The organism is Dorea sp. AF24-7LB (assembly GCF_003478575.1).
In the GTDB taxonomy this organism is placed as follows: Bacteria; Bacillota; Clostridia; order Lachnospirales; family Lachnospiraceae; genus Dorea_D; species Dorea_D hominis.
This window is the reverse complement of the sequence record NZ_QUFR01000006.1, coordinates 97,704-118,102: the sequence shown is the minus strand read 5'-3', so window position 1 is coordinate 118,102 and position 20,399 is coordinate 97,704. Positions and strand designations below refer to the sequence as shown.

Genomic DNA, 20,399 nt, shown 5'->3' with positions numbered 1-20,399 from the left:
AAAGAGGTAGTTTATGAGAAAAATTATTTTCCATAAGGAAAAAAAAACATTTCATTTATATAATGACAAAATCAGCTATATTTTATGTGTATTAGATAATGGGCATTTAGGACAACTGTATTTTGGTAAACGAATTCATGATAAGGAAGATTTCTCCTATTTGGTGGAAAAATGTGGACGACCAATGACATCTTATATTTATGAGTGGGATCGTAGTTTCTCGTTGGAACATATCAGACAGGAATATCCGGTTTATGGGACAACAGATTACAGACATCCGGCAATAGAGTTATTGCAGGAAAATGGAAGCAGAATCAGTGAATTTCAGTATGATGGATATGAGATCTCATCCGGGAAACCGAAACTTTCCGGACTCCCGGCAACTTACACAGAAACAGAAGAAGAAGCACAGACACTGCGTGTTTTCCTGAAAGATTCTTTGACAGGTGCTCAGCTGGAGTTGTTATATACTATTTTTGAACAATACAGTGCAATAGCAAGAAGTGCACGTTTAAAAAATAGTGGAAATCAGAATTTACATATATTAAATATGATGAGCTTAAGTCTGGATCTTCCGGACAAGGATTATATATGGATGCAGTTATCCGGTGCATGGTCAAGAGAGCGTTATGTGAAAAACAGAGTTTTAGAACAGGGAATTACAGCAATCGATAGTATGCGTGGAAATTCATCTCATGAGCATAATCCATTTATGGTATTGAAACGAGAGAATACAGATGAAAATGTAGGAGAAGCCATTGGTGTTAGCCTTATATACAGTGGAAATTTTCGGATACAGGCAGAAGTGGATACCCATGATGTTACAAGAATTACAGCAGGTATTAATCCGACAGGATTTGATTGGAAATTAGAACCTATGGAGAGTTTTCAGACGCCTGAAGCAATGCTTGTATATAGTGATCAGGGACTGAATGGAATGAGTCAGACTTTTCAGAAATTATATGCCAAAAGGCTGGCAAGAGGATATTTGAGAGACCGGACCAGACCAATTTTGAATAATAATTGGGAAGCAACTTATTTTGACTTTACGGAAGATCGGCTTGTTGAGATTGCCGGAAAAGCTAAAGAATGCGGAGTTGAATTATTTGTACTGGATGACGGATGGTTTGGCGCAAGAAGAAATGACAGAGCCGGTCTTGGTGACTGGGTAGCAAATTCGGATCTTTTACCAAATGGGATAAAAGGCTTATCTGAAAGAATTGAGAATCTGGGGATGAAATTCGGTCTCTGGTTTGAACCGGAAATGGTAAATAAAGATTCAGATTTATATCGTACACATCCGGACTGGATCATTCAGACCCCGGGAAGAAATATTTCTCATGGAAGATATCAGTATGTACTGGATTTTTCAAGAAAAGAAGTTGTGGATTGCATTTATAATATGATGGAAAAATTATTGTCAGAAGCTAAGATATCTTATATCAAATGGGATATGAATCGCAGCATTACAGAGTGTTACAGTGTAAAACTTCCGGCAGACAGGCAGGGAGAGATATTTCACCGTTATATTTTAGGCGTATATGATTTATATGAACGTCTGACAATGGCATTTCCGGAAGTATTATTTGAATCCTGCGCGAGTGGTGGCGGAAGGTTTGATCCTGGCATGTTATATTATGCTCCGCAGGGATGGACAAGCGACGATTCAGATGCAATTGAACGTCTGAAGATTCAATATGGGACTTCTATGTGTTATCCACTCAGCAGTATAGGAAGTCATGTATCGGTTGTTCCGAATCATCAGGTATTTCGTAACACTCCGTTACATACCCGTGCGAATGTTGCATATTTTGGAACCTTTGGATATGAGCTGGATCTGAATAAATTAACAGAGGAAGAAATCAAAGAAGTAAAAGAACAGATTGTATTTATGAAAGAATACAGAGAAGTGTTGCAGTTCGGAACATTTTACAGATTGAAGAGTCCGTTTGATGGAAATGAAACTGTCTGGATGGTGACCAATGAAGATCGTACACTTGCGATTGTAGGTTATTACCGTGTGTTAAATGGAGTTAATCAACCGTATAGTCGTGTCCGTTTACAGGGACTGAATCCGGATATGCTTTATGAAAATGTCTGGAATCATACAGAAAATTATGGAGATGAGCTGATGAACTTTGGACTTATCACCTCTGATGTAACAGCAGGAGAAGTGCCGGGAGATGCTGTCCCGTGTACGGATTTTGAATCAAGAATATATATGTTAAAAGGGAAAAAGGAGTAGGAGGAAAGAAGAACAATGAAAATAACAAAACGGACTGGGATGATGATTTTAGGAATCTTGTTTATTGGTCTGTGTGTGTCTTTCCTTCGTTTGTCCGGGTTTGGCGTAGATCCTTTCAGTGCAATGAATCTTGGAATCAGTGGATTTATCGGCTGGAGTTTTGGAACATGGCAGTTATTGATGAATGCAGTGATTCTTGTAATAGTATTTTTCCAGGCAAGGCATTGCATTGGTGCAGGAACTATCATTAATATGATTTTTGTTGGATATATCGCAGATTTTGTTTGTTGGCTGGTACAGGATGTAGTACAGATAGAGATGTCTCTTCCGCTTCGTATAATTGCGCTTGTACTCGCCCAGTTAATGGCATCAATGGGAGTTGCATTATATATGGTTGCGGATATGGGAATTGCACCATATGACAGTGTGGCAATCATTATTGAAAAGCTGACACATCAGAAAATCCCATTTCATAAAGCAAGAGTACTTTCAGATGTGGTTGTAGTAATTGTTGGAATTGCATTTGCAAGCGCATCAGGAGCAGGAATCTGGGCTGTTGCAGGAATTGGTACAGTGATCAATGCATGTTTCAACGGACCTTTGATTCAGTTTTTTAAAACAAAAATTTTGATTATCCCGAAAAACCCTTGAAATACAAGCACATTCGCAGGATTTCAGATTGATTTTACTACCAATTTACTACTTTTAACGGATTGCGCCTTGATATGCCGGAACATCTTGCGAGCATGAAACAACCCAATACAAACGCGACGCACTGGCGGCGCGGCACGTCGGCAATCACACAATTTCATATAGCACCGCACTGGCGGCGTTACCTTATCCCAACCGGGAAACAAGGAACGCCGCTATTTTTTTACCCTCATGTTACGCAGTAGGGGCAAAAAGAGTCTTGCTACACAAGGCTTTGCGGGTACGGTTTTCACAGGGTAAGGGATTGATACCTAAACCCTTAAAATCGCTGTTCTACCGCGTAACAAATATGCAGCAAAGGAGTTGATGAAGCTATGGCAGTTTTCCGCGTGGAGAGAAACACAGGATATACGGTTATGAGCAACCACCATTTACGCAACAAAGAACTTTCCCTAAAGGCAAAAGGGCTGTTATCGCAAATGCTGTCCTTGCCGGAGGATTGGGACTATACCCTTGCGGGACTGTCCTATATCAACCGGGAAAAAATCGACGCTATCCGCGAAGCTGTCCGGGAGCTTGAAAGAGCCGGATATATTCAGCGTTCAAGGGAGCGCGACGAGAAAGGACGCTTGCGGGGAACTGATTACATCATCTATGAGCAGCCGCCTAACTTGGATTTACCTACATTGGAAAATCCAACATTGGGAAATCCAACATTGGAAAATCCTACGCAGGAAAAACCTACGTTGGAAAATCCAATGCAATTAAATAAAGATATACAAAAGACTGACTTACCAAAAAAAGAAAAATCAAATACGGATTTATCAAGTAACCATTCCATTCCTATCCTTTCCCCTAACCCCTCTCCTTTGAGGGAAGAAACGGCAGAGCCGGAACGGAAAGGAACGGAAGCGGCAGACGCATACAGCGTGTATGAGGAAATCATCAAGGACAATATCGAGTATGAGCATTTTATCAAGCATACCAACATTGACAGGGAACGCTTGGACGAGATTGTGTCCCTTATCCTTGAAACTGTCTGCACCAAACGAAAGACAATTCGTATCGCCGGGGACGATTATCCGGCAGAGCTTGTCAAAGCAAAGTTTATGAAGCTGAACAGCAGCCACATTGAATTTGTCTTTGACTGCATGAAAGAGAACACCACGAAAATCCGTAACATCAAGCAATATCTGAAAGCGGTACTTTTCAACGCGCCCAACACCATTGACAGCTATTACACCGCCCTTGTCAACCACGATATGTACGGCGGCTATTAAAAAACAGGAGGATTTTAATATGACACAGAAAACAGGAGCTTTGATTTTTGATGAAACGGCAGACCGTTACGACATTCGCTTTGACCTTAACGACTACTACGGAGGATTGCATTGTGGGGATTGCCTTGAAGTGTTTGTACGCGGCAAATGGAAGCCGACCCGCATGGAGTACGGGGACAACTGGTATCTTGTCGGTGTGAGGGCTTCGGATTTGAACGGGCTGCGGGTGCGTATCTAAAGGCGGCATGAAAAATGTACGCCTTATTTTTATGCCCCGAAGCGGCACACCACCCTAACCAAACTATGAAAGGAGGGATTTCATGCAAGATGAAGTCAATGAAAAAGTCGTGTCTTTAGCAATCAAAACATCTAAGCTGACCGCCGAAGTGCTGCAAAAGGCTATGAAAGCCCTGCTTGCCAAAGGCAAAGGGCAGCTAACCAAAGCCCCGCATGGGAAAATCACTATGCGGCAGCTTATGAAGCAGGGAGAAAAGGTTTCCAACATTGAGATTACCGACCAAAATATCAAAGCCTTTGACCCTATCGCAAGGAAAAGCGGGCTTGATTACAACGTCAAGAAGATTGAGAACGGCAAGCCGCCGACCTATCTTGTGTCTTTTAAGGGCAAGGATATTGACGTTATGACCGAAGCGTTCCGGGAATTTACCGCAAAGAAATTAGGCAGGGATAAAAAGCCCTCTATCCGCAAGCTGCTTTCCACTCTGAAAGACAAGGCGGCAGCTCTGAACGCACAGAAGGACAAAGTGAAGAAAAAGGACAGGGAGGTATCGCTATGAAGCCGGAACTTAAAAAGCTGCTTATCCTAAATGCCCCCTATCTGCTCTTTGTCTATCTCTTTGACAAAATCGGACAAGCGGTACGCCTTGCGCCGGGGGCTGACCTTTCCGGCAAGGTGCTTTCCCTTGCAGACGGCTTTTCCGCTGCCTTTGCAACCCCGCTTCCGAGCCTTGCCCCTATGGATTTGCTTATCGGTATTGTGGGGGCTGTCCTTATCCGGCTTATGGTGTACTTCAAAGGCAAGAACGCGAAGAAATACCGAAAAGGTATCGAATACGGTTCAGCCCGTTGGGGCAACGCCGAAGATATAAAGCCCTATACCGACCCGGTATTTCAAAATAACGTGCTTCTGACACAGACGGAACGGCTTACCATGAACAGCCGCCCGAAGCAGCCGAAGTATGCAAGGAATAAAAATATCCTTGTTATCGGGGGAAGCGGCAGCGGCAAGACGAGATTTTTTGTGAAGCCCAACTTAATGCAAATGCACTCAAGCTACGTTGTAACTGACCCGAAAGGTACGGTTTTAGTCGAGTGTGGGAAGCTCTTACAGCGCGGCGGGTATCGGATAAAGGTGCTGAACACGATAAATTTTAAGAAATCCATGCGTTATAATCCCTTTGCCTATATCCGCAGCGAAAAAGACATTTTGAAACTGGTAAATACCTTGATTGCCAACACCAAAGGGGACGGGGAAAAAGCCGGGGAGGATTTTTGGGTAAAATCGGAACGGCTCTTTTACTGCGCCCTTATCGGCTACATTTGGTACGAAGCCCCGGAGGAAGAAAAGAACTTCACGACGCTGCTTGAAATGATAAATGCCAGTGAAGCCCGCGAGGACGACCCGGAATTTCAGTCCCCCGTTGACCTCATGTTTGAACGGTTGGAGGAAAAAGACCCGGAACACTTTGCCGTCCGGCAGTACAAGAAATTCCTGTTATCTGCGGGAAAGACACGAAGCTCTATTCTCATTTCCTGCGGTGCGCGGCTTGCCCCTTTTGACATTAAGGAGCTGCGCGACCTTATGGAAACCGACGAAATGGAGCTTGACACCATAGGCGACCGCAAGACCGCCCTGTTTGTTATCATCAGCGACACCGACGATACTTTTAACTTTGTCGTGAGTATTCTTTACACGCAGCTTTTCAATCTGCTTTGCGACAAGGCAGATGATGAATACGGCGGCAGGCTGCCCGTCCATGTGCGCTGTCTGTTAGACGAGTTTGCAAATATCGGGCAGATACCGAAGTTTGAAAAGCTCATAGCCACCATACGAAGCCGGGAAATCTCCGCGTCGATTATCTTACAGTCGCAAAGCCAGTTAAAGGCAATCTATAAGGACAACGCCGATACCATAGTCGGCAACTGCGACACCACCCTTTTCTTGGGCGGCAAGGAGAAAACCACCCTCAAAGAAATGTCGGAAATCTTGGGGAAAGAAACCATTGACAGCTTCAACACTTCCGAGAACCGGGGGCGGGAGGTATCGCATGGGCTGAACTATCAGAAGTTAGGCAAGCAGCTTATGACGGAAGATGAAATAGCGGTTATGGACGGCGGGAAATGTATTTTACAGCTACGAGGGGTGCGCCCGTTCTTCTCTGATAAGTACGACATTACAAAGCACCCCAACTATAAATATCTTTCCGACTATGACAAGAAAAATACTTTTGATATGGAAAAGCATTTAAGGCGCAGACCCGCCCTTGTGAAGCCGGACGAAGTATTTGACTACTACGAAATCAGCGAAAGCGATTTGCAGGAGGACACCGACCATGAATAGACGTATCAGAAAGAAAAAGGACAAGAAAATCACAGAAGCCATAAACGGGCTTGTTTCGATTGCTGAACGACGGGAACAGCAGCGGCAGGCTGCTATCCGGCAGTTTGTGAAACGGTGTGAAGCCCTGTATGAGCAGCAGCGAAAAGAAAGGAGGAATTGACGCAGTAACAAAGAAAAAGACAACTTGCATGATACGCGCCCCTACAAAAATTCCTATCGCCCACACTGACAACTGAATACCGCCGCGCAGCAGACATTTAGGCAGCGCGGGGACTTATGACCGCGGCAGTTTGAAAACTGACCGCCGTTTTTTATGCCCTTTTACGGGCAAGCCGCATTTGCGGCAGAAAGGAGTTTTATGGAATTTTTCAACAGCGCAATCGGCGTATTACAGACTTTGGTTATCGCTCTTGGAGCAGGACTTGGCATTTGGGGCGTTATCAATCTCTTGGAGGGCTACGGAAATGATAATCCGGGCGCAAAATCACAGGGCATTAAGCAGCTCATGGCGGGCGGCGGCGTTGCCCTTATCGGCACTATCCTTGTACCTCTGCTTTCCGGCTTGTTCGGTTAAGCGCGGGTAGCTGCCTATGCAGAGCATACTTGACGCGATTAACGAATGGATAAAGGAAATCCTTATCGGAGCGATAAACGGTAATCTGTCAACTATGTTCGGGGACGTAAACGAAAAAGTCGGGACTATCGCAAACGAGGTAGGACAGACCCCGCAGGGTTGGAACGCAAATATTTTCAGCATGATACAGACCCTTTCTGAAAATGTAATCGTTCCGATTGCGGGGCTTGTCATTACCTATGTCCTATGCTACGAGCTAATCAGCATGGTAACGGAAAAGAACAATATGCACGACATAGAAACATTCATGTTCTTTAAGTGGATATTCAAAGCCTTTGTCGCGGTGTTTATCGTAACCAACACGTTCAACATCACAATGGCGGTCTTTGATATGGCGCAGCATATCGTTTCCGGCGCAGCGGGGGTTATCGGCGGCGATACGAATATCGACGTTGCCGAAGCCCTTGCCGCCATGCAGGAGGGGCTTGAAGATATGGAAATCCCCGAACTGCTCTTACTTGTGCTTGAAACAAGCCTTGTAAGCCTTTGCATGAAAATCATGTCCGTACTGATAACCGTTATCCTCTACGGCAGAATGATAGAGATTTACCTTTACTGTTCGGTATCGCCTATTCCATTTGCGACCATGACCAACAGAGAATGGGGACAGATTGGAAACAACTACCTAAAAGGGCTGTTCGCTCTTGGTTTTCAAGGCTTCCTCATTATGATATGTGTCGGTATTTACGCCGTACTGGTAAACGATATGATAATCGCAGACAATCTGCACAGCGCGGTATTTTCCCTTGCCGCCTATACGGTTATCCTCTGTTTTTCCCTGTTCAAATCCGGCACACTGGCAAAATCCATATTCAACGCCCACTAAGGGCAGAAAGGAGGTATTTTCTTGGCGTATGTACCTGTACCCAAAGACCTTTCCAAAGTCAAAACAAAAGTCGCTTTCAATCTGACAAAGCGGCAAATCGTTTGTTTTGCGGCGACTCTCTTAATCGGACTGCCGCTGTTTTTTTTGCTCAAAGGCAGCGCAGGGACAAACCTTGCGGCTATGGCGATGATTGTCGTCATGCTCCCCTGTTTCCTGCTTGCCATGTATGAAAAACATGGGCAGCCCCTTGAAGTGGTGGTAAGAAATGTCGTTCAGACAAAGTTTACCCGCCCAAAGGAGCGACCTTACAGAACCGAAAACCTATACGCTGTCTTGGAAAAGCAGCGAAAACTTGAAAAGGAGGTATCAGCGATTGTCAAAAGGACAAACAAAAAAGACGCGGGAAGCCGCAGGAAACAGGCGTAAGCTGACCCGCGCCGAAAAGAAACAGATTGCCGAAGCTATCCGAAAGGCAAAGGGGGACGGCAAAGCCCGCACCGCACAGCAGACCATTCCTTACCTTGCCATGTACCCGGACGGTATCTGCAAGGTTACGGAAAAGAGATATTCAAAGTGCGTCGTGTTCGAGGACATCAATTATCAGCTTGCACAGGCAGACGATAAGACCGCCATTTTTGAAAACTGGTGCGATTTCCTCAACTACTTTGACGCGAGCGTGAGCGTGCAGCTTTCTTTCATCAATCAAGGGACGCAGCGGGAACAGGCAGAAAAAGCTATCACTATCCCGGCACAGGAGGACGCTTTTAACTCTATCCGCACCGAGTATTCGGATATGCTGAAAAATCAGCTTAGTAAAGGCAACAACGGGCTTGTGAAGCACAAATACATTACCTTTACCGTTGAAGCCGATAACAAGGCGGCTGCAAAATCAAGACTTTCCCGTATCGAAACCGACGTGTTTAACAATTTCAAGGTGCTTGGCGTAACCGCCCGCCCCTTATCCGGCTATGAACGCTTAAAGGTGCTGCATGGGGTATTCCACCCGGAGGGCGAGCCGTTCTCCTTTTCCTTTGACTGGCTTACCCCGTCGGGGCTGTCTACAAAGGATTTTATCGCCCCGTCCTCTTTCCGTTTTGGCGAGGGCAGATATTTCCGCATGGGGAAGAAAATCGGCGCGGCGAGCTTCCTTGAAATCCTTGCGCCGGAGCTTAACGACCGTATGCTTGCCGACATACTGGACTTGGAAACAGGGGTAATCGTCAATTTACATATCCGCAGTATCGACCAGTCGGAAGCAATCAAGACCATTAAGCGCAAAATCACAGACCTTGACAAGATGAAGATTGAGGAACAGAAAAAAGCGGTTAGAAGCGGCTATGACATGGATATAATCCCGTCCGACCTTGCCACCTTTGGCAGCGAAGCAAAGAACTTGTTGCAGGACTTACAGAGCCGCAACGAGCGAATGTTTCTCCTTACGTTCCTTGTGGTAAACATGGCAGACACGAAGCGGAAACTGGAAAATGATATTTTCGCTGCGGCGGGTATCGCACAGAAATACAACTGCCGCCTGACACGCCTTGACTATCAGCAGGAAGCAGGGCTTTTATCCAGTGTGCCGATTGGGGAAAACCTTATCCCGATACAACGGGGGCTTACCACATCAAGCACCGCTATTTTCATTCCCTTTATCACGCAGGAGCTTTTTCAGACGGGGCAAGCCCTGTACTATGGCTTGAACGCCCTTTCTAACAACATGATACTCTGCGACAGAAAGCAGCTCAAAAATCCCAACGGGCTTATATTGGGAACGCCGGGAAGCGGAAAATCTTTTGCGGCAAAAAGGGAAATGACAAATGCTTTCCTCATTACCGACGACGACATTATCATCTGCGACCCGGAAGCCGAGTATTTTTCCCTTGTGCAGCGTCTTAATGGGCAAGTGATACGTCTTTCCCCTACGGGCAGGGGCATTGACGGCAAGCCCCAGTATGTAAACCCTATGGACATAAACCTTAATTACAGCGAGGACGACAACCCCCTTGCGCTGAAAAGTGATTTTATCCTTTCCCTTTGCGAGCTTGTTATCGGAGGCAAGGAGGGTTTGCAGCCTGTCGATAAGACCGTCATTGACAGGGCTGTAAGAAATGTGTACCGCCCGTTCCTTGCAGACCCCGACCCGGCAAAAATGCCTATCTTGGGCGACCTTTACGACGAGCTGTTAAGACAGCCGGAGCCGGAAGCTGCCCGTATCGCGGCGGCATTGGAGCTGTATGTTTCCGGCAGCCTTAACGTATTCAACCACAGAACCAACGTGGAACTTTCTAACCGCCTTGTCTGCTTTGATATAAAGCAGCTTGGAAAGCAGCTTAAAAAGTTAGGTATGCTCATTGTGCAAGACCAGACATGGAACAGGGTAACGATAAACCGGGCAGAGAAAAAGGCGACCCGCTACTATATGGACGAATTTCACTTGCTCTTAAAAGAGGAACAGACCGCCGCTTACAGCGTGGAGATTTGGAAGCGTTTCCGTAAATGGGGCGGTATCCCAACAGCCATTACGCAGAACGTCAAAGACCTTTTGGCAAGCCGCGAGGTGGAAAATATCTTTGAGAACAGCGATTTTGTCCTCATGCTCAATCAAGCGCAGGGCGACCGTACTATCCTTGCAAAGCAGCTTAATATTTCCCCGCAGCAGATGAAGTATGTTACCCACACCGAAGCGGGCGAGGGGCTTATCTTCTATGGAAATGTGGTGCTGCCTTTTGTAGACCGCTTCCCGAAAGATACCGAGCTTTACAGGGTAATGACAACGAAGCCGGAGGAAGTTTCCGAAAGCGGAAAGTGAGGTGCAGACCATGAAGCAATATAAATCCCGCGATAAAATCACACAGAAAATGACCCGCGACGGGCTTATTGAGGTAAACGAAACACAGCAGACCGCCGAGCGTATCAGTAAACGGGAACAGGACGCGGATTTTCAAAAGTCCCCGGAGCAGCAAGCGGCGCAGGACGGGACGCAGCTTCAAGGTGTAGCGTCCCAAACTTCCCCGTTACCCCACGCACCGGGAGCTTCCCCCGCAAGGGACACCGCCACAGCAGAGCGCGTTATGGAGCATATCGAAGCAGCACAGACCCGCAGAGCCAGTAAAAAAGCGGTACATAAAGCACAGGAGGAAGTTACCGTACAAACAACATCTTCCCGCTTGCAGTTTACCGAGGAAGAACTTGCCGTCCCGGAACTGGAATGCTATATTGAGAAATCAAACAAAGCCGCTGACCGACTGGACGCAGCAAAGGCAGCTATCCCGAAGCAAAAGAAACTGGTTAAGGAGCGCACCTTTGACGAAGCCGCAGGAAAGGCAAAGACCCGACTTCACTTTGAAGAACAGGAAAAACCGATACCCGGCGGCAAAAAAGGAAACCCGCTGTCCCGCCCCGCACAGGAAGCAGGGATTTTCGTCCACAACAAGATACATTCCGTTGAAAAGGACAATTCCGGCGTTGAGGGGGCGCATAAATCGGAGGAACTTGCCGAGCGCGGCGCGAAATACGGGGCGCGGAAGTTAAAACAGGGCTACCGCAGCCATAAGCTGAAACCTTACCGGGAAGCGGCAAAGGCAGAAAAGGCAGCATTTAAGGCAAACGTCAACTTCCAGTATCACAAAACCCTGCACGACAACCCGCAGCTTACTTCTAACCCGCTTTCCCGTTTCATGCAGAAACAGCAGATAAAACGCCAGTATGCAAAGGCGGCAAAGAAAGGAGGGGCAAAAGCCGCAGCGGAAGCCACAAGAAAGACGGCGAAGAAAACCGCCGAGGAAACGAGGAAAGCCGCCGCATTTGCGGCAAGACACCCGGCGGGCATTTTGATTGCAGTTGCCGCGCTGCTTCTCTTTATTATGATTTCCGCAGGGCTGTCCTCTTGCGGGGCTATGTTTTCGGGCTTGACAAACGGGGTGCTTGGCACTTCCTACACATCCGAGGACAGCGACCTTGTGGCAGTTGAAAACAACTATGCCGCATTGGAAAACGGGCTGCAAAGTGAGATTGACAATATCGAAAGCACCCACCCCGGCTATGATGAATACCGCTACGACCTTGACAGTATCGGGCATAACCCCCACGAACTTGCGTCTTACTTGACCGCCCTCTTGCAGAGCTACACCCCGCAGAGCGCACAGGCAGAGCTTGAACGTATCTTTTCCATGCAGTACACCTTGACGCTGACCGAGGAAGTGGAAATACGCTACCGCACCGAAACAAGCACCGACCCGGAAACCGGGGAAACCACCACCGAGGAAGTCCCTTATGAGTATCACATCTTAAATGTGAAACTGACAAACAAGCCGATTTCAGAGCTTGCGGAGGAACTTCTTACGCCACAGCAGCTTGAAATGTACCGGGTGTATTTGGAAACAAGCGGCAACAAACCGCTGATTTTTGGCGGCGGTTCTCCCGACGGAAGCCCGTCCGAGGATTTAAGCGGTGTGGAGTTTGTAAACGGTACGCGCCCCGGAAATCAAGAGCTTATGGAGCTTGCAAAGCAGCAAGTCGGAAATGTGGGCGGCTACCCTTACTGGTCTTGGTACGGCTTTAACAGCCGCGTGGAATGGTGCGCCTGTTTTGTATCATGGTGCTACAATCAAGCCGGAAAAAGCGAACCGCGCTTTGCGGGCTGCGAATGGCAGGGTGTCCCTTGGTTTCAGTCAAGGGGACAATGGGGCGCACGCGGCTATGAGAATATCGCACCGGGCGACGCTATCTTTTTCGATTGGGATTTAGACGGCGTTGCCGACCATGTGGGGCTTGTGCTTGGCAGGGACGGCAGCCGCGTCTATACCGTTGAGGGCAATTCCGGCGACGCCTGCAAGATAAAGAGCTATGACCTTAACTATCAATGTATCAAAGGCTACGGGCTGATGAACTGGTAAAGCAACCCCAAAAAGAAAGGAGAAATGACCTATGGCAAACAATAAAATTGACCGTATCAATAAGGAAATCGCAAAGACCCGCGAGAAAATCACAGAGTATCAGAACAAGTTAAAAGGACTGGAAGTGCAGAAAACCGAAGCGGAAAACCTTGAAATCGTGCAGCTTGTACGAGCTATGCGTCTGACCCCGCAGGAACTGAACGCTATGCTGTCCGGCGGCGGTATTCCCGGCATGACTGCCGCACCCGCAGAAGAAAACGAACAGGAGGAAAATGCAGATGAAGAATAAACTGAAAAAGACCATGACTGCCCTTTGTGCCGCCCTTATCCTTATGGGCGGTTTTTCTGTCCCTGCCTATGCACAGGGCGCAGCCACAGAGCCGCCCGCCGGGGACGCGACCAACGACAGTAATGTAGTTGTGGAGGAAAAAGAGGAAACGCCGCCCCTTACCCCAAAGGGAAACGCTACACTGGTTGACGATTACGGCGGCAATAAGCAACTTATCACTGTTACCACCAAAGGCGGCAACTATTTCTATATCCTCATTGACCGCGCCGCCGAGGGCGAACAGACCGTACATTTCCTAAATCAAGTGGACGAAGCCGACCTTATGGCACTGACCGAAAACGGCGAAGCTGCCAAAAAGCCGGAAATCTGTAACTGTACGGAAAAATGCGAAGTCGGAAAGGTAAACACGTCCTGCCCGGTATGTGTTACCAGTATGACAGGCTGCACAGGCAAAGAACCTACCCCAACACCAACGGAGCAGCCGGAAGAACTGAAAGAAAAAGGCGGCAATCCCGGTGTGGTGCTTGCCTTAGTCCTCTTTGCCCTGCTTGGTGGCGGCGCAGCGTTCTACTACTTTAAGTTTCTAAAGCCGAAGCAGAATGTAAAGGGCGATACCGACCTTGAAGATTTTGAATTTGAGGACTACGACGAGGACGAGCCGGAAGCAGATACCGGGGAAACTCCCGAAGATGAAGAAACGGAGGAAGAAACCCTATGACCCTGTTTACCAACAATCCCTTTGAAAAGATGATGATACAGAAACCGAACGGGCGGCGTGATAATGCGCCGCCTGTTCCTTATCCCCCTGCTTGTGCTTCCTGCCCTTACAAGGGACAGTCCCCTTGTGTGGGGTACTGTCTGAAACAGGTACAGGAGAAAAAGAAAACCGAGCCGGAACGCTGAAAGGAGGAACTTATATTTGATTTTAGTTATCGCAGAAAAGCCCAGTGTGGCACAGACAATCGCTGCCGTACTGGGGGCAAAGGAAAAGAAAGACGGATTTCTCACAGGAAGCGGCTATATCGTTTCTTGGTGCGTGGGACATTTGGTAGGGCTTGCGGAAGCTGCCACCTACGGGGAACAATATAAAAAGTGGAGCTATGACAGCTTACCGATTTTGCCGCAGGAATGGAAGTACACCGTTGCTTCTGACAAGGAAAAGCAATTCAAAACCCTAAAAGAGCTTATGCACCGGGCAGACGTTTCCGAAGTCGTCAATGCCTGCGACGCGGGGCGCGAGGGCGAACTCATTTTCCGCTTTGTCTATGAAATGGCGGGCTGCAAGAAACCTATGCGCCGCCTTTGGATTTCTTCTATGGAGGACAGCGCAATCAAAGAGGGCTTTTCCCGTCTGAAGAACGGCGAGGAATACGACGCGCTCTTTGCTTCCGCATTGTGCAGGGCAAAGGCTGACTGGTTAATCGGTATCAATGCCACCCGCCTTTTCTCTGTCCTTTACAATCATACCTTGAACGTGGGACGCGTACAGACCCCGACCTTAAAAATGCTTGTTGACCGGGACGCAGCGATTACCACATTTAAGAAAGAAAAATACTACCATGTGCGCCTTGTCTTATCCGGCGCGGAAGCTGCAAGCGAAAAACTATCTGACCGTTCCGAAGCTGACAAGCTGAAAGCTGCTTGCGAAGTGTCAAAAGCAGTCTGTGCTTCCCTTGTGAAAGAGAAAAAGACCGCAGCCCCGCCGAAGCTCTTTGACCTTACTTCTTTACAGAGGGAAGCAAACCGCCTGTTCGGTTATACCGCAAAGCAGACCCTTGACCTTGCACAATCTCTGTATGAAAAAAGACTTCTTACTTATCCGAGAACAGACAGCGCATTTCTGACCGACGACATGAGCGACACAGCGGCGGGCATTATCAAGCTGCTTTGTGGGAAATTTTCTTTTATGGCGGGAAAAGACTTCACGCCGGAGCTTGGAAAGGTGCTGAACAGTAAAAAGGTATCAGACCACCATGCCATTATCCCGACTATGGAGCTTGCAAAGACCGACCTTGCCACGCTGCCGGAAAGCGAAAGGAATATCCTTACCCTTGCCGGGGCGCGTCTGCTCATGGCGACCGCTGCACCGCATACCTTTGAAGCGGTTACAGCAGTTTTTGAATGTGCCGGACAGTCTTTTATCGCAAGGGGAAAAACGGTGCTGTCCGACGGGTGGAAAGAGATTGACCGAAGATACAGGGCAGCCTTAAAGAACAAGCCCGAAACGGACGACGCAGACAGTGACACAGAAAAGACCCTGCCACCATTTACCGAGGGACAGACCTTTGAAAATCCGACGGCAAAGGTAACGGAGCATGACACAACACCGCCAAAACCTCACAACGAAGCGTCGCTGCTCTCTGCTATGGAGCGCGCCGGAAGTGAGGACACCGACCCGGACGCAGAACGCAAAGGGCTTGGAACTCCCGCCACCCGCGCCGCCGTCATTGAAAAACTGGTAAAGGGCGGCTTTGTGGAGCGAAAAGGCAAGCAGCTACTTCCCACAAAGGACGGTATCAATCTTGTGTGTGTCCTGCCGGACACCTTGACAAGCCCGCAGCTTACCGCAGAATGGGAAAACAATCTGACGCAGATTGCCAAAGGCAAGGCAGACCCCGCCGCATTTATGGAGGGTATCGAGGATATGGCGCGGGAACTGGTAAAGACCTATCCGTTTCTTTCTGATGATAAAGCGCAGATGTTCAAGCCGGAACGGGAAGCGTTGGGAAGCTGCCCCCGCTGCGGTTCTCCTGTCTATGAGGGAAAGAAAAACTACTATTGCAGCAATAAGGAATGTAGCTTTACCATGTGGAAAAATGACCGTTTCTTTGAAGAACGAAAAGTAACCTTTACCCCCAAAATTGCCGCTGCACTCTTACAATCCGGCAAAGTAAATGTGAAAAAGCTCTATTCCCCAAAGACGGGCAAAACCTACGACGGAACTATCGTATTGGCTGATACAGGCGGGAAATATGTCAACTACCGCATTGAACTGTCGAAGAAGAAATAACTGAATAGCAAGCATAGGAAAAGAGTACCCTTTTCCGTAAAATCCCTGCTTTCTCTACCGAGAACGGCGGGGATTTTTGCTTGTTGGGAAGTTTCCCAAACCCTCTGTTTTATGGAGGGTTTTACCCTCTGAAACCGAAGAAAGGAGGTTACACATGGCAAGTTTACGGGACACCGTAAAGGACTATCAAGAAGAATTAAGGGACGGTATCGCTTGGGTGGCGTTTTGGAAAACGGGACGTTCTTGGAACGCCGAATATTTCCACCTTGAAATGAGCGACTACATTTACCCGGAGGACAGAAGCCGCATGGAAGAAATCAAACAGGCTGACCCTGCCGCCGTTGTGGTAAACGGCTATTATTCCGGCTATCTTGGCGAGGATATGAACCTTGACGAGCTGACCGCCGGGGTGCGCCGCCACTACGAAAACGGATATAGCAATATCGGGGAATTTATCGAAGCCCACGACGACAGGCTGCCGCCGGAGCTTATCGAGGAAGCAAGAGCCGCCGCCCACGCTGCGGGGCTTCCTTTCTCTGAAAAAGCCTACCGGGACGGCGAAGAACCCGACCCCTATATTTTTGACGGGAGCATGAGCATGGAGGACTACGAACTTATGCACCGTATGATTGAAAACGAAAGGAGCGAACGCATGGTAGAAACGATTTTAAGCGGGTATCTTTCTAATCTTGGAAAGTACACCGAGGGCAGACCTGCGGGCGAATGGGTATCATTCCCCACGACTGCCGAGCATTTGAAAGAAGTCTTTGACCGTATCGGGATAGACGGCAAAAACTACGGGGAGCTGCATATCACAGAATACCAGTCCTCTATTGCAGGACTGGCAGGAAAATTGACCGAGCTTGAAAGCCTTGACGAACTGAACTATTTGAGCGAACTTTTGAAAATGCAGTTTGACGACGACCGGGAAAAATTTGTTGCAGCTATGGAATACGGCGACCATACAAGGGACTTGCAGGATATTATCAACCTTGCACAAAACCTTGATTGTTACTGGCTTTACCCGTCCGTACAGAGTGAGGAAGATTACGGGCATTATCTGATTGAAGAACTGGACGAGTTGGAGCTGCCCGAAGAAGCAAAAAAATATTTCATGTATGAGGAATACGGGCGGGACGCTGCTATCAATGACGGGGGCAGCTTTACCGAGCAGGGCTATATCTACAATAACCGCAACACCTTTACACAGTGGTACGACGGGCGCGACGTGCCGGAGGAATACCGGGTAACGCCGCAGCCGCCAGTACAGGAAAAGGAACAGGCAGACCTTGACGCTTCCGCAGCCATACAAACCGCCGCCACAGAGCAGCCCCCGGTTCTCCCGATTATCCTATCTTCTGAAAAGCCCGCCGATAAAATGAAAGAGATTACCGACCGACTGGAACAGGGAATTTTAGGACTGTATGAAAGCGACCGTTACGCCGATTATCTGCGTACCATGTCAAAATTCCATGATTACAGCCTTAACAATACAATCCTTATCGCCATGCAGGGCGGCAATCTTGTGAAAGGCTATAAACAATGGGAAAAGGAATTTGACCGCCATGTAAAGCCCGGAGAAAAAGCTATCAAGATACTTGCACCGTCCCCGTTTACCGTCAAGAAGCAGGTGGAAAAAATCGACCCGGACACCCAAAAGCCTGTTTTCGATAAGGACGGAAAACCTGTTACCGAAGAAAAAGAAATCAAGATACCCGCTTTTCGTGTAGTATCTGTCTTTGATATTTCACAGACCGAGGGAAAAGAACTTCCTGCCCTTACCTATGAGCTTACGGGCAACGTGGAACAATACAAGGATTTTTTCGCTGCCCTTGAAAAGACTTCCCCGTTTGCTATGGGATTTGAAGCACTAAGCGGCGGCGTAAAAGGACGCTGCAATTATGAGGAAAAGCGTATCTTCATCAACGAGGGCATGGACGAATTGCAGAATATCAAGACCGCAATCCATGAAATCGCCCACGCCACGCTGCATGATACCGCCCTTGCCATGCCGGAACGCCCCGACCGCCGCACCCGCGAGGTACAGGCGGAAAGCGTCGCCTATGCGGTCTGCCAACATTACGGGCTTGATACGTCGGACTATTCTTTTGGGTATATCGCCGGGTGGAGCAGCGGAAAAGAACTTGCAGAACTGAAAGGCTCTCTTGAAACAATCCGCAGCACCGCCGCAAATCTGATTGATACCATAGACGGACATTTTGCAGAAATCCAAAAGGCACAGGATAAGGAACAGACCACCGAACAGGCACAGCCCGCACAGGAAGCCGCCAAACAGCCCGAAACAAAAGCAGCCGCGCCGGAGCTTCCCGAAGAAACAGCCCCGGTACAGGAAAAAGAAGCACAGCCGGAACAGGCTGCACCCGCCGCCCCTTATTATACTATCAATGAAGCTGCCGCCAAACGTGCAAAGGATATGAACAGTTTTTCCGATTATAAGCAAGGCAGCGCGACGGCTGAATACAGGCACTATGTAGATGAAGCCGTACAACTTGCAGAAAGGCAGAAACAGCGGGTAGACCCGATGTACCATGAGAAAATCGACAGCCTGCTTGACACCTATGCCCGGAAACTGGCGGCGAACATGAATAAAGGCTATGAGATTGACGCGCGTGTTCCCTCTATCCTGATTGCGGGCGGCTCTAACTTCCCCACAAGGAAGAAAGAAAAGCAGAACGCAGCCCGCGACAGCAATTACCGGGAATGGCAGGACATACAAGGGCTTCTTGATAAAATCCGCAGTACCGGCATGGGCGGTATCAGCGCAGACGACCCGCAGGCAGTACAGAAGTTAGAAAAGAAACTGGAAAGCCTTGAAAAATCACAGGAAACCATGAAAGCCGTAAACGCCTACTACCGCAAGCATAAGACCCTTGACGGCTGCCCGCATTTACCGCCGGAGGAACTGGAAAAATTGAAAGCAGACATGGCGAGCAGTTGGCATTTGGAGGACAAGCCCTTTGCGACTTGGGCGTTATCCAACAACAGCGCAGAAATCCGGCGCGTGAAAGATCGTATCAAATCCCTTTCACAGCAAAAAGAAATCGGTTTTGTAGGTTGGGAATTTGACGGCGGCAAGGTGGAAGCAAACACCGAAGCGAACCGACTGCAAATCTTCTTTGAGGATAAGCCGGACGAAGCCACGCGGGAAGCCTTAAAAAGTAATGGCTTCCGTTGGTCGCCAAAAGCCGGGGCATGGCAGCGGCAGCTTACCAGTAACGCCTACTATGCGGCTGATTATGTGAAAGCGATTGCTCCCCTTACCGGGGAAAAGCCTACCGAGTTACAGCGGGCGCATATCCGGCAGCAAAAGGTAGCTGCACAGGAACAACCCGCACAGGAGCAGCCGGAGCAGGAAGCCCCACAGGACAAAGACACCTTTTCCATTTATCAGATAAAAGGCGGGGACGAAACAAGGGACTTGCGTTTTGAGCCTTACGACCGTCTGATTGCCGCCGGACACCGGGTAGACCCGAAAAACTATGCCCTTGTCTATTCCGCACCTCTTACGCCGGGGACTTCCCTTGAAGATATTTACACCCGCTTTAATATCGACCACCCGAAAGATTTTAAGGGACACAGCCTTTCTGTTTCCGACGTAGTGGTGCTTCATCAGAACGGGCAGGACACCGCCCACTATGTAGACAGCTTCGGTTATAAGAAAGTGCCGGAATTTTTGCAGCCGGAAAACTATCTGAAAACTGCCGAGCAGACCACCGAGCAAAACTACAACATGATTGACGGGCAGATAAACAACACCCCGACCGTCGCAGAATTGGAAGCAAAGGTAAAGACAGGAGAAACCATTTCCCTTGTTGACCTTGCGGAAACTGTCAAGGCTGACAAGGAACGTGGCAAGGCAGCAAAAACGGAAAAGAAGCCCTCTATCCGGGCGCAGCTTAAAGCAGCGAAAGAACAGACACCGAAGAAACAGGCAAAACAGAAAACACAGGATTTGGAAAGGAGCTGA

The 20,399-nt window shown here is 48.3% G+C and carries 17 protein-coding genes; all 17 read left to right on the top strand.

What is annotated here, in order from left to right; translation table 11 throughout:
- Positions 1-13: 13 nt before the first annotated feature.
- Positions 14-2,245: an alpha-galactosidase gene (locus DWY31_RS08105; protein WP_118519972.1), complete on the top strand. Its 2,232-nt coding sequence runs from the start codon at positions 14-16 to the stop codon at positions 2,243-2,245.
- 15 nt (positions 2,246-2,260) lie between these two features.
- Positions 2,261-2,896 (top strand): YczE/YyaS/YitT family protein, encoded by a 636-nt coding sequence (locus DWY31_RS08100; protein ID WP_118519971.1) that lies wholly within the window; start codon positions 2,261-2,263, stop codon positions 2,894-2,896.
- A gap of 374 nt (positions 2,897-3,270) precedes the next feature.
- Positions 3,271-4,176 (top strand): DUF6017 domain-containing protein, encoded by a 906-nt coding sequence (locus tag DWY31_RS08095; protein WP_003529199.1) that lies wholly within the window; start codon positions 3,271-3,273, stop codon positions 4,174-4,176.
- Positions 4,177-4,195: 19 nt separating this feature from the next.
- Complete coding sequence (locus tag DWY31_RS08090) at positions 4,196-4,414, top strand: DUF5348 domain-containing protein (protein WP_002610290.1); 219 nt, start codon at positions 4,196-4,198, stop codon at positions 4,412-4,414.
- A gap of 82 nt (positions 4,415-4,496) precedes the next feature.
- Positions 4,497-4,973, top strand: coding sequence for a PcfB family protein (locus DWY31_RS08085; RefSeq protein ID WP_002610294.1), 477 nt, complete (start codon positions 4,497-4,499; stop codon positions 4,971-4,973).
- Complete coding sequence (locus tag DWY31_RS08080) at positions 4,970-6,757, top strand: VirD4-like conjugal transfer protein, CD1115 family (RefSeq protein ID WP_003529196.1); 1,788 nt, start codon at positions 4,970-4,972, stop codon at positions 6,755-6,757. The genes DWY31_RS08085 and DWY31_RS08080 overlap by 4 nt, the downstream gene beginning before the upstream one ends.
- The gene (locus tag DWY31_RS14035) at positions 6,750-6,917 is read left to right on the top strand and encodes a hypothetical protein (protein WP_002610319.1); all 168 of its coding nucleotides are present in this window, start codon (positions 6,750-6,752) and stop codon (positions 6,915-6,917) included. The genes DWY31_RS08080 and DWY31_RS14035 overlap by 8 nt, the downstream gene beginning before the upstream one ends.
- Positions 6,918-7,115: 198 nt before the next feature.
- Positions 7,116-7,331, top strand: a complete 216-nt coding sequence (locus DWY31_RS08075) for a Maff2 family mobile element protein (protein WP_002610321.1) — start codon at positions 7,116-7,118, stop codon at positions 7,329-7,331.
- Between the two features lie 16 nt (positions 7,332-7,347).
- A complete protein-coding gene (locus DWY31_RS08070) occupies positions 7,348-8,217 on the top strand; it encodes a VirB6/TrbL-like conjugal transfer protein, CD1112 family (protein WP_002610323.1) in 870 nt (289 codons plus the stop codon).
- 21 nt (positions 8,218-8,238) lie between these two features.
- Positions 8,239-8,643, top strand: coding sequence for a PrgI family protein (locus DWY31_RS08065; RefSeq protein ID WP_118519970.1), 405 nt, complete (start codon positions 8,239-8,241; stop codon positions 8,641-8,643).
- Positions 8,570-11,026, top strand: coding sequence for a VirB4-like conjugal transfer ATPase, CD1110 family (locus DWY31_RS08060; protein WP_370841439.1), 2,457 nt, complete (start codon positions 8,570-8,572; stop codon positions 11,024-11,026). The genes DWY31_RS08065 and DWY31_RS08060 overlap by 74 nt, the downstream gene beginning before the upstream one ends.
- Positions 11,027-11,075: 49 nt before the next feature.
- Positions 11,076-13,112, top strand: a complete 2,037-nt coding sequence (locus DWY31_RS08055) for a C40 family peptidase (RefSeq protein WP_117605126.1) — start codon at positions 11,076-11,078, stop codon at positions 13,110-13,112.
- A 31-nt stretch (positions 13,113-13,143) separates the two neighbouring features.
- Positions 13,144-13,401 (top strand): DUF4315 family protein, encoded by a 258-nt coding sequence (locus DWY31_RS08050; protein WP_055153476.1) that lies wholly within the window; start codon positions 13,144-13,146, stop codon positions 13,399-13,401.
- On the top strand, positions 13,391-14,119 hold the full coding sequence (locus DWY31_RS08045) for a DUF4366 domain-containing protein (protein ID WP_002610332.1): 729 nt from the start codon (positions 13,391-13,393) through the stop codon (positions 14,117-14,119). The genes DWY31_RS08050 and DWY31_RS08045 overlap by 11 nt, the downstream gene beginning before the upstream one ends.
- A complete protein-coding gene (locus DWY31_RS08040) occupies positions 14,116-14,304 on the top strand; it encodes a hypothetical protein (RefSeq protein WP_002610333.1) in 189 nt (62 codons plus the stop codon). Before DWY31_RS08045 ends, DWY31_RS08040 begins: the two co-directional genes overlap by 4 nt.
- 16 nt (positions 14,305-14,320) lie before the next feature.
- Positions 14,321-16,411, top strand: a complete 2,091-nt coding sequence (locus DWY31_RS08035) for a DNA topoisomerase 3 (RefSeq protein WP_002610336.1) — start codon at positions 14,321-14,323, stop codon at positions 16,409-16,411.
- Between the two features lie 154 nt (positions 16,412-16,565).
- Positions 16,566-20,399 carry an antirestriction protein ArdA gene (locus DWY31_RS08030; protein ID WP_002610337.1) on the top strand — a complete coding sequence of 1,278 codons (3,834 nt, stop codon included), beginning with the start codon at positions 16,566-16,568 and terminating at the stop codon, positions 20,397-20,399.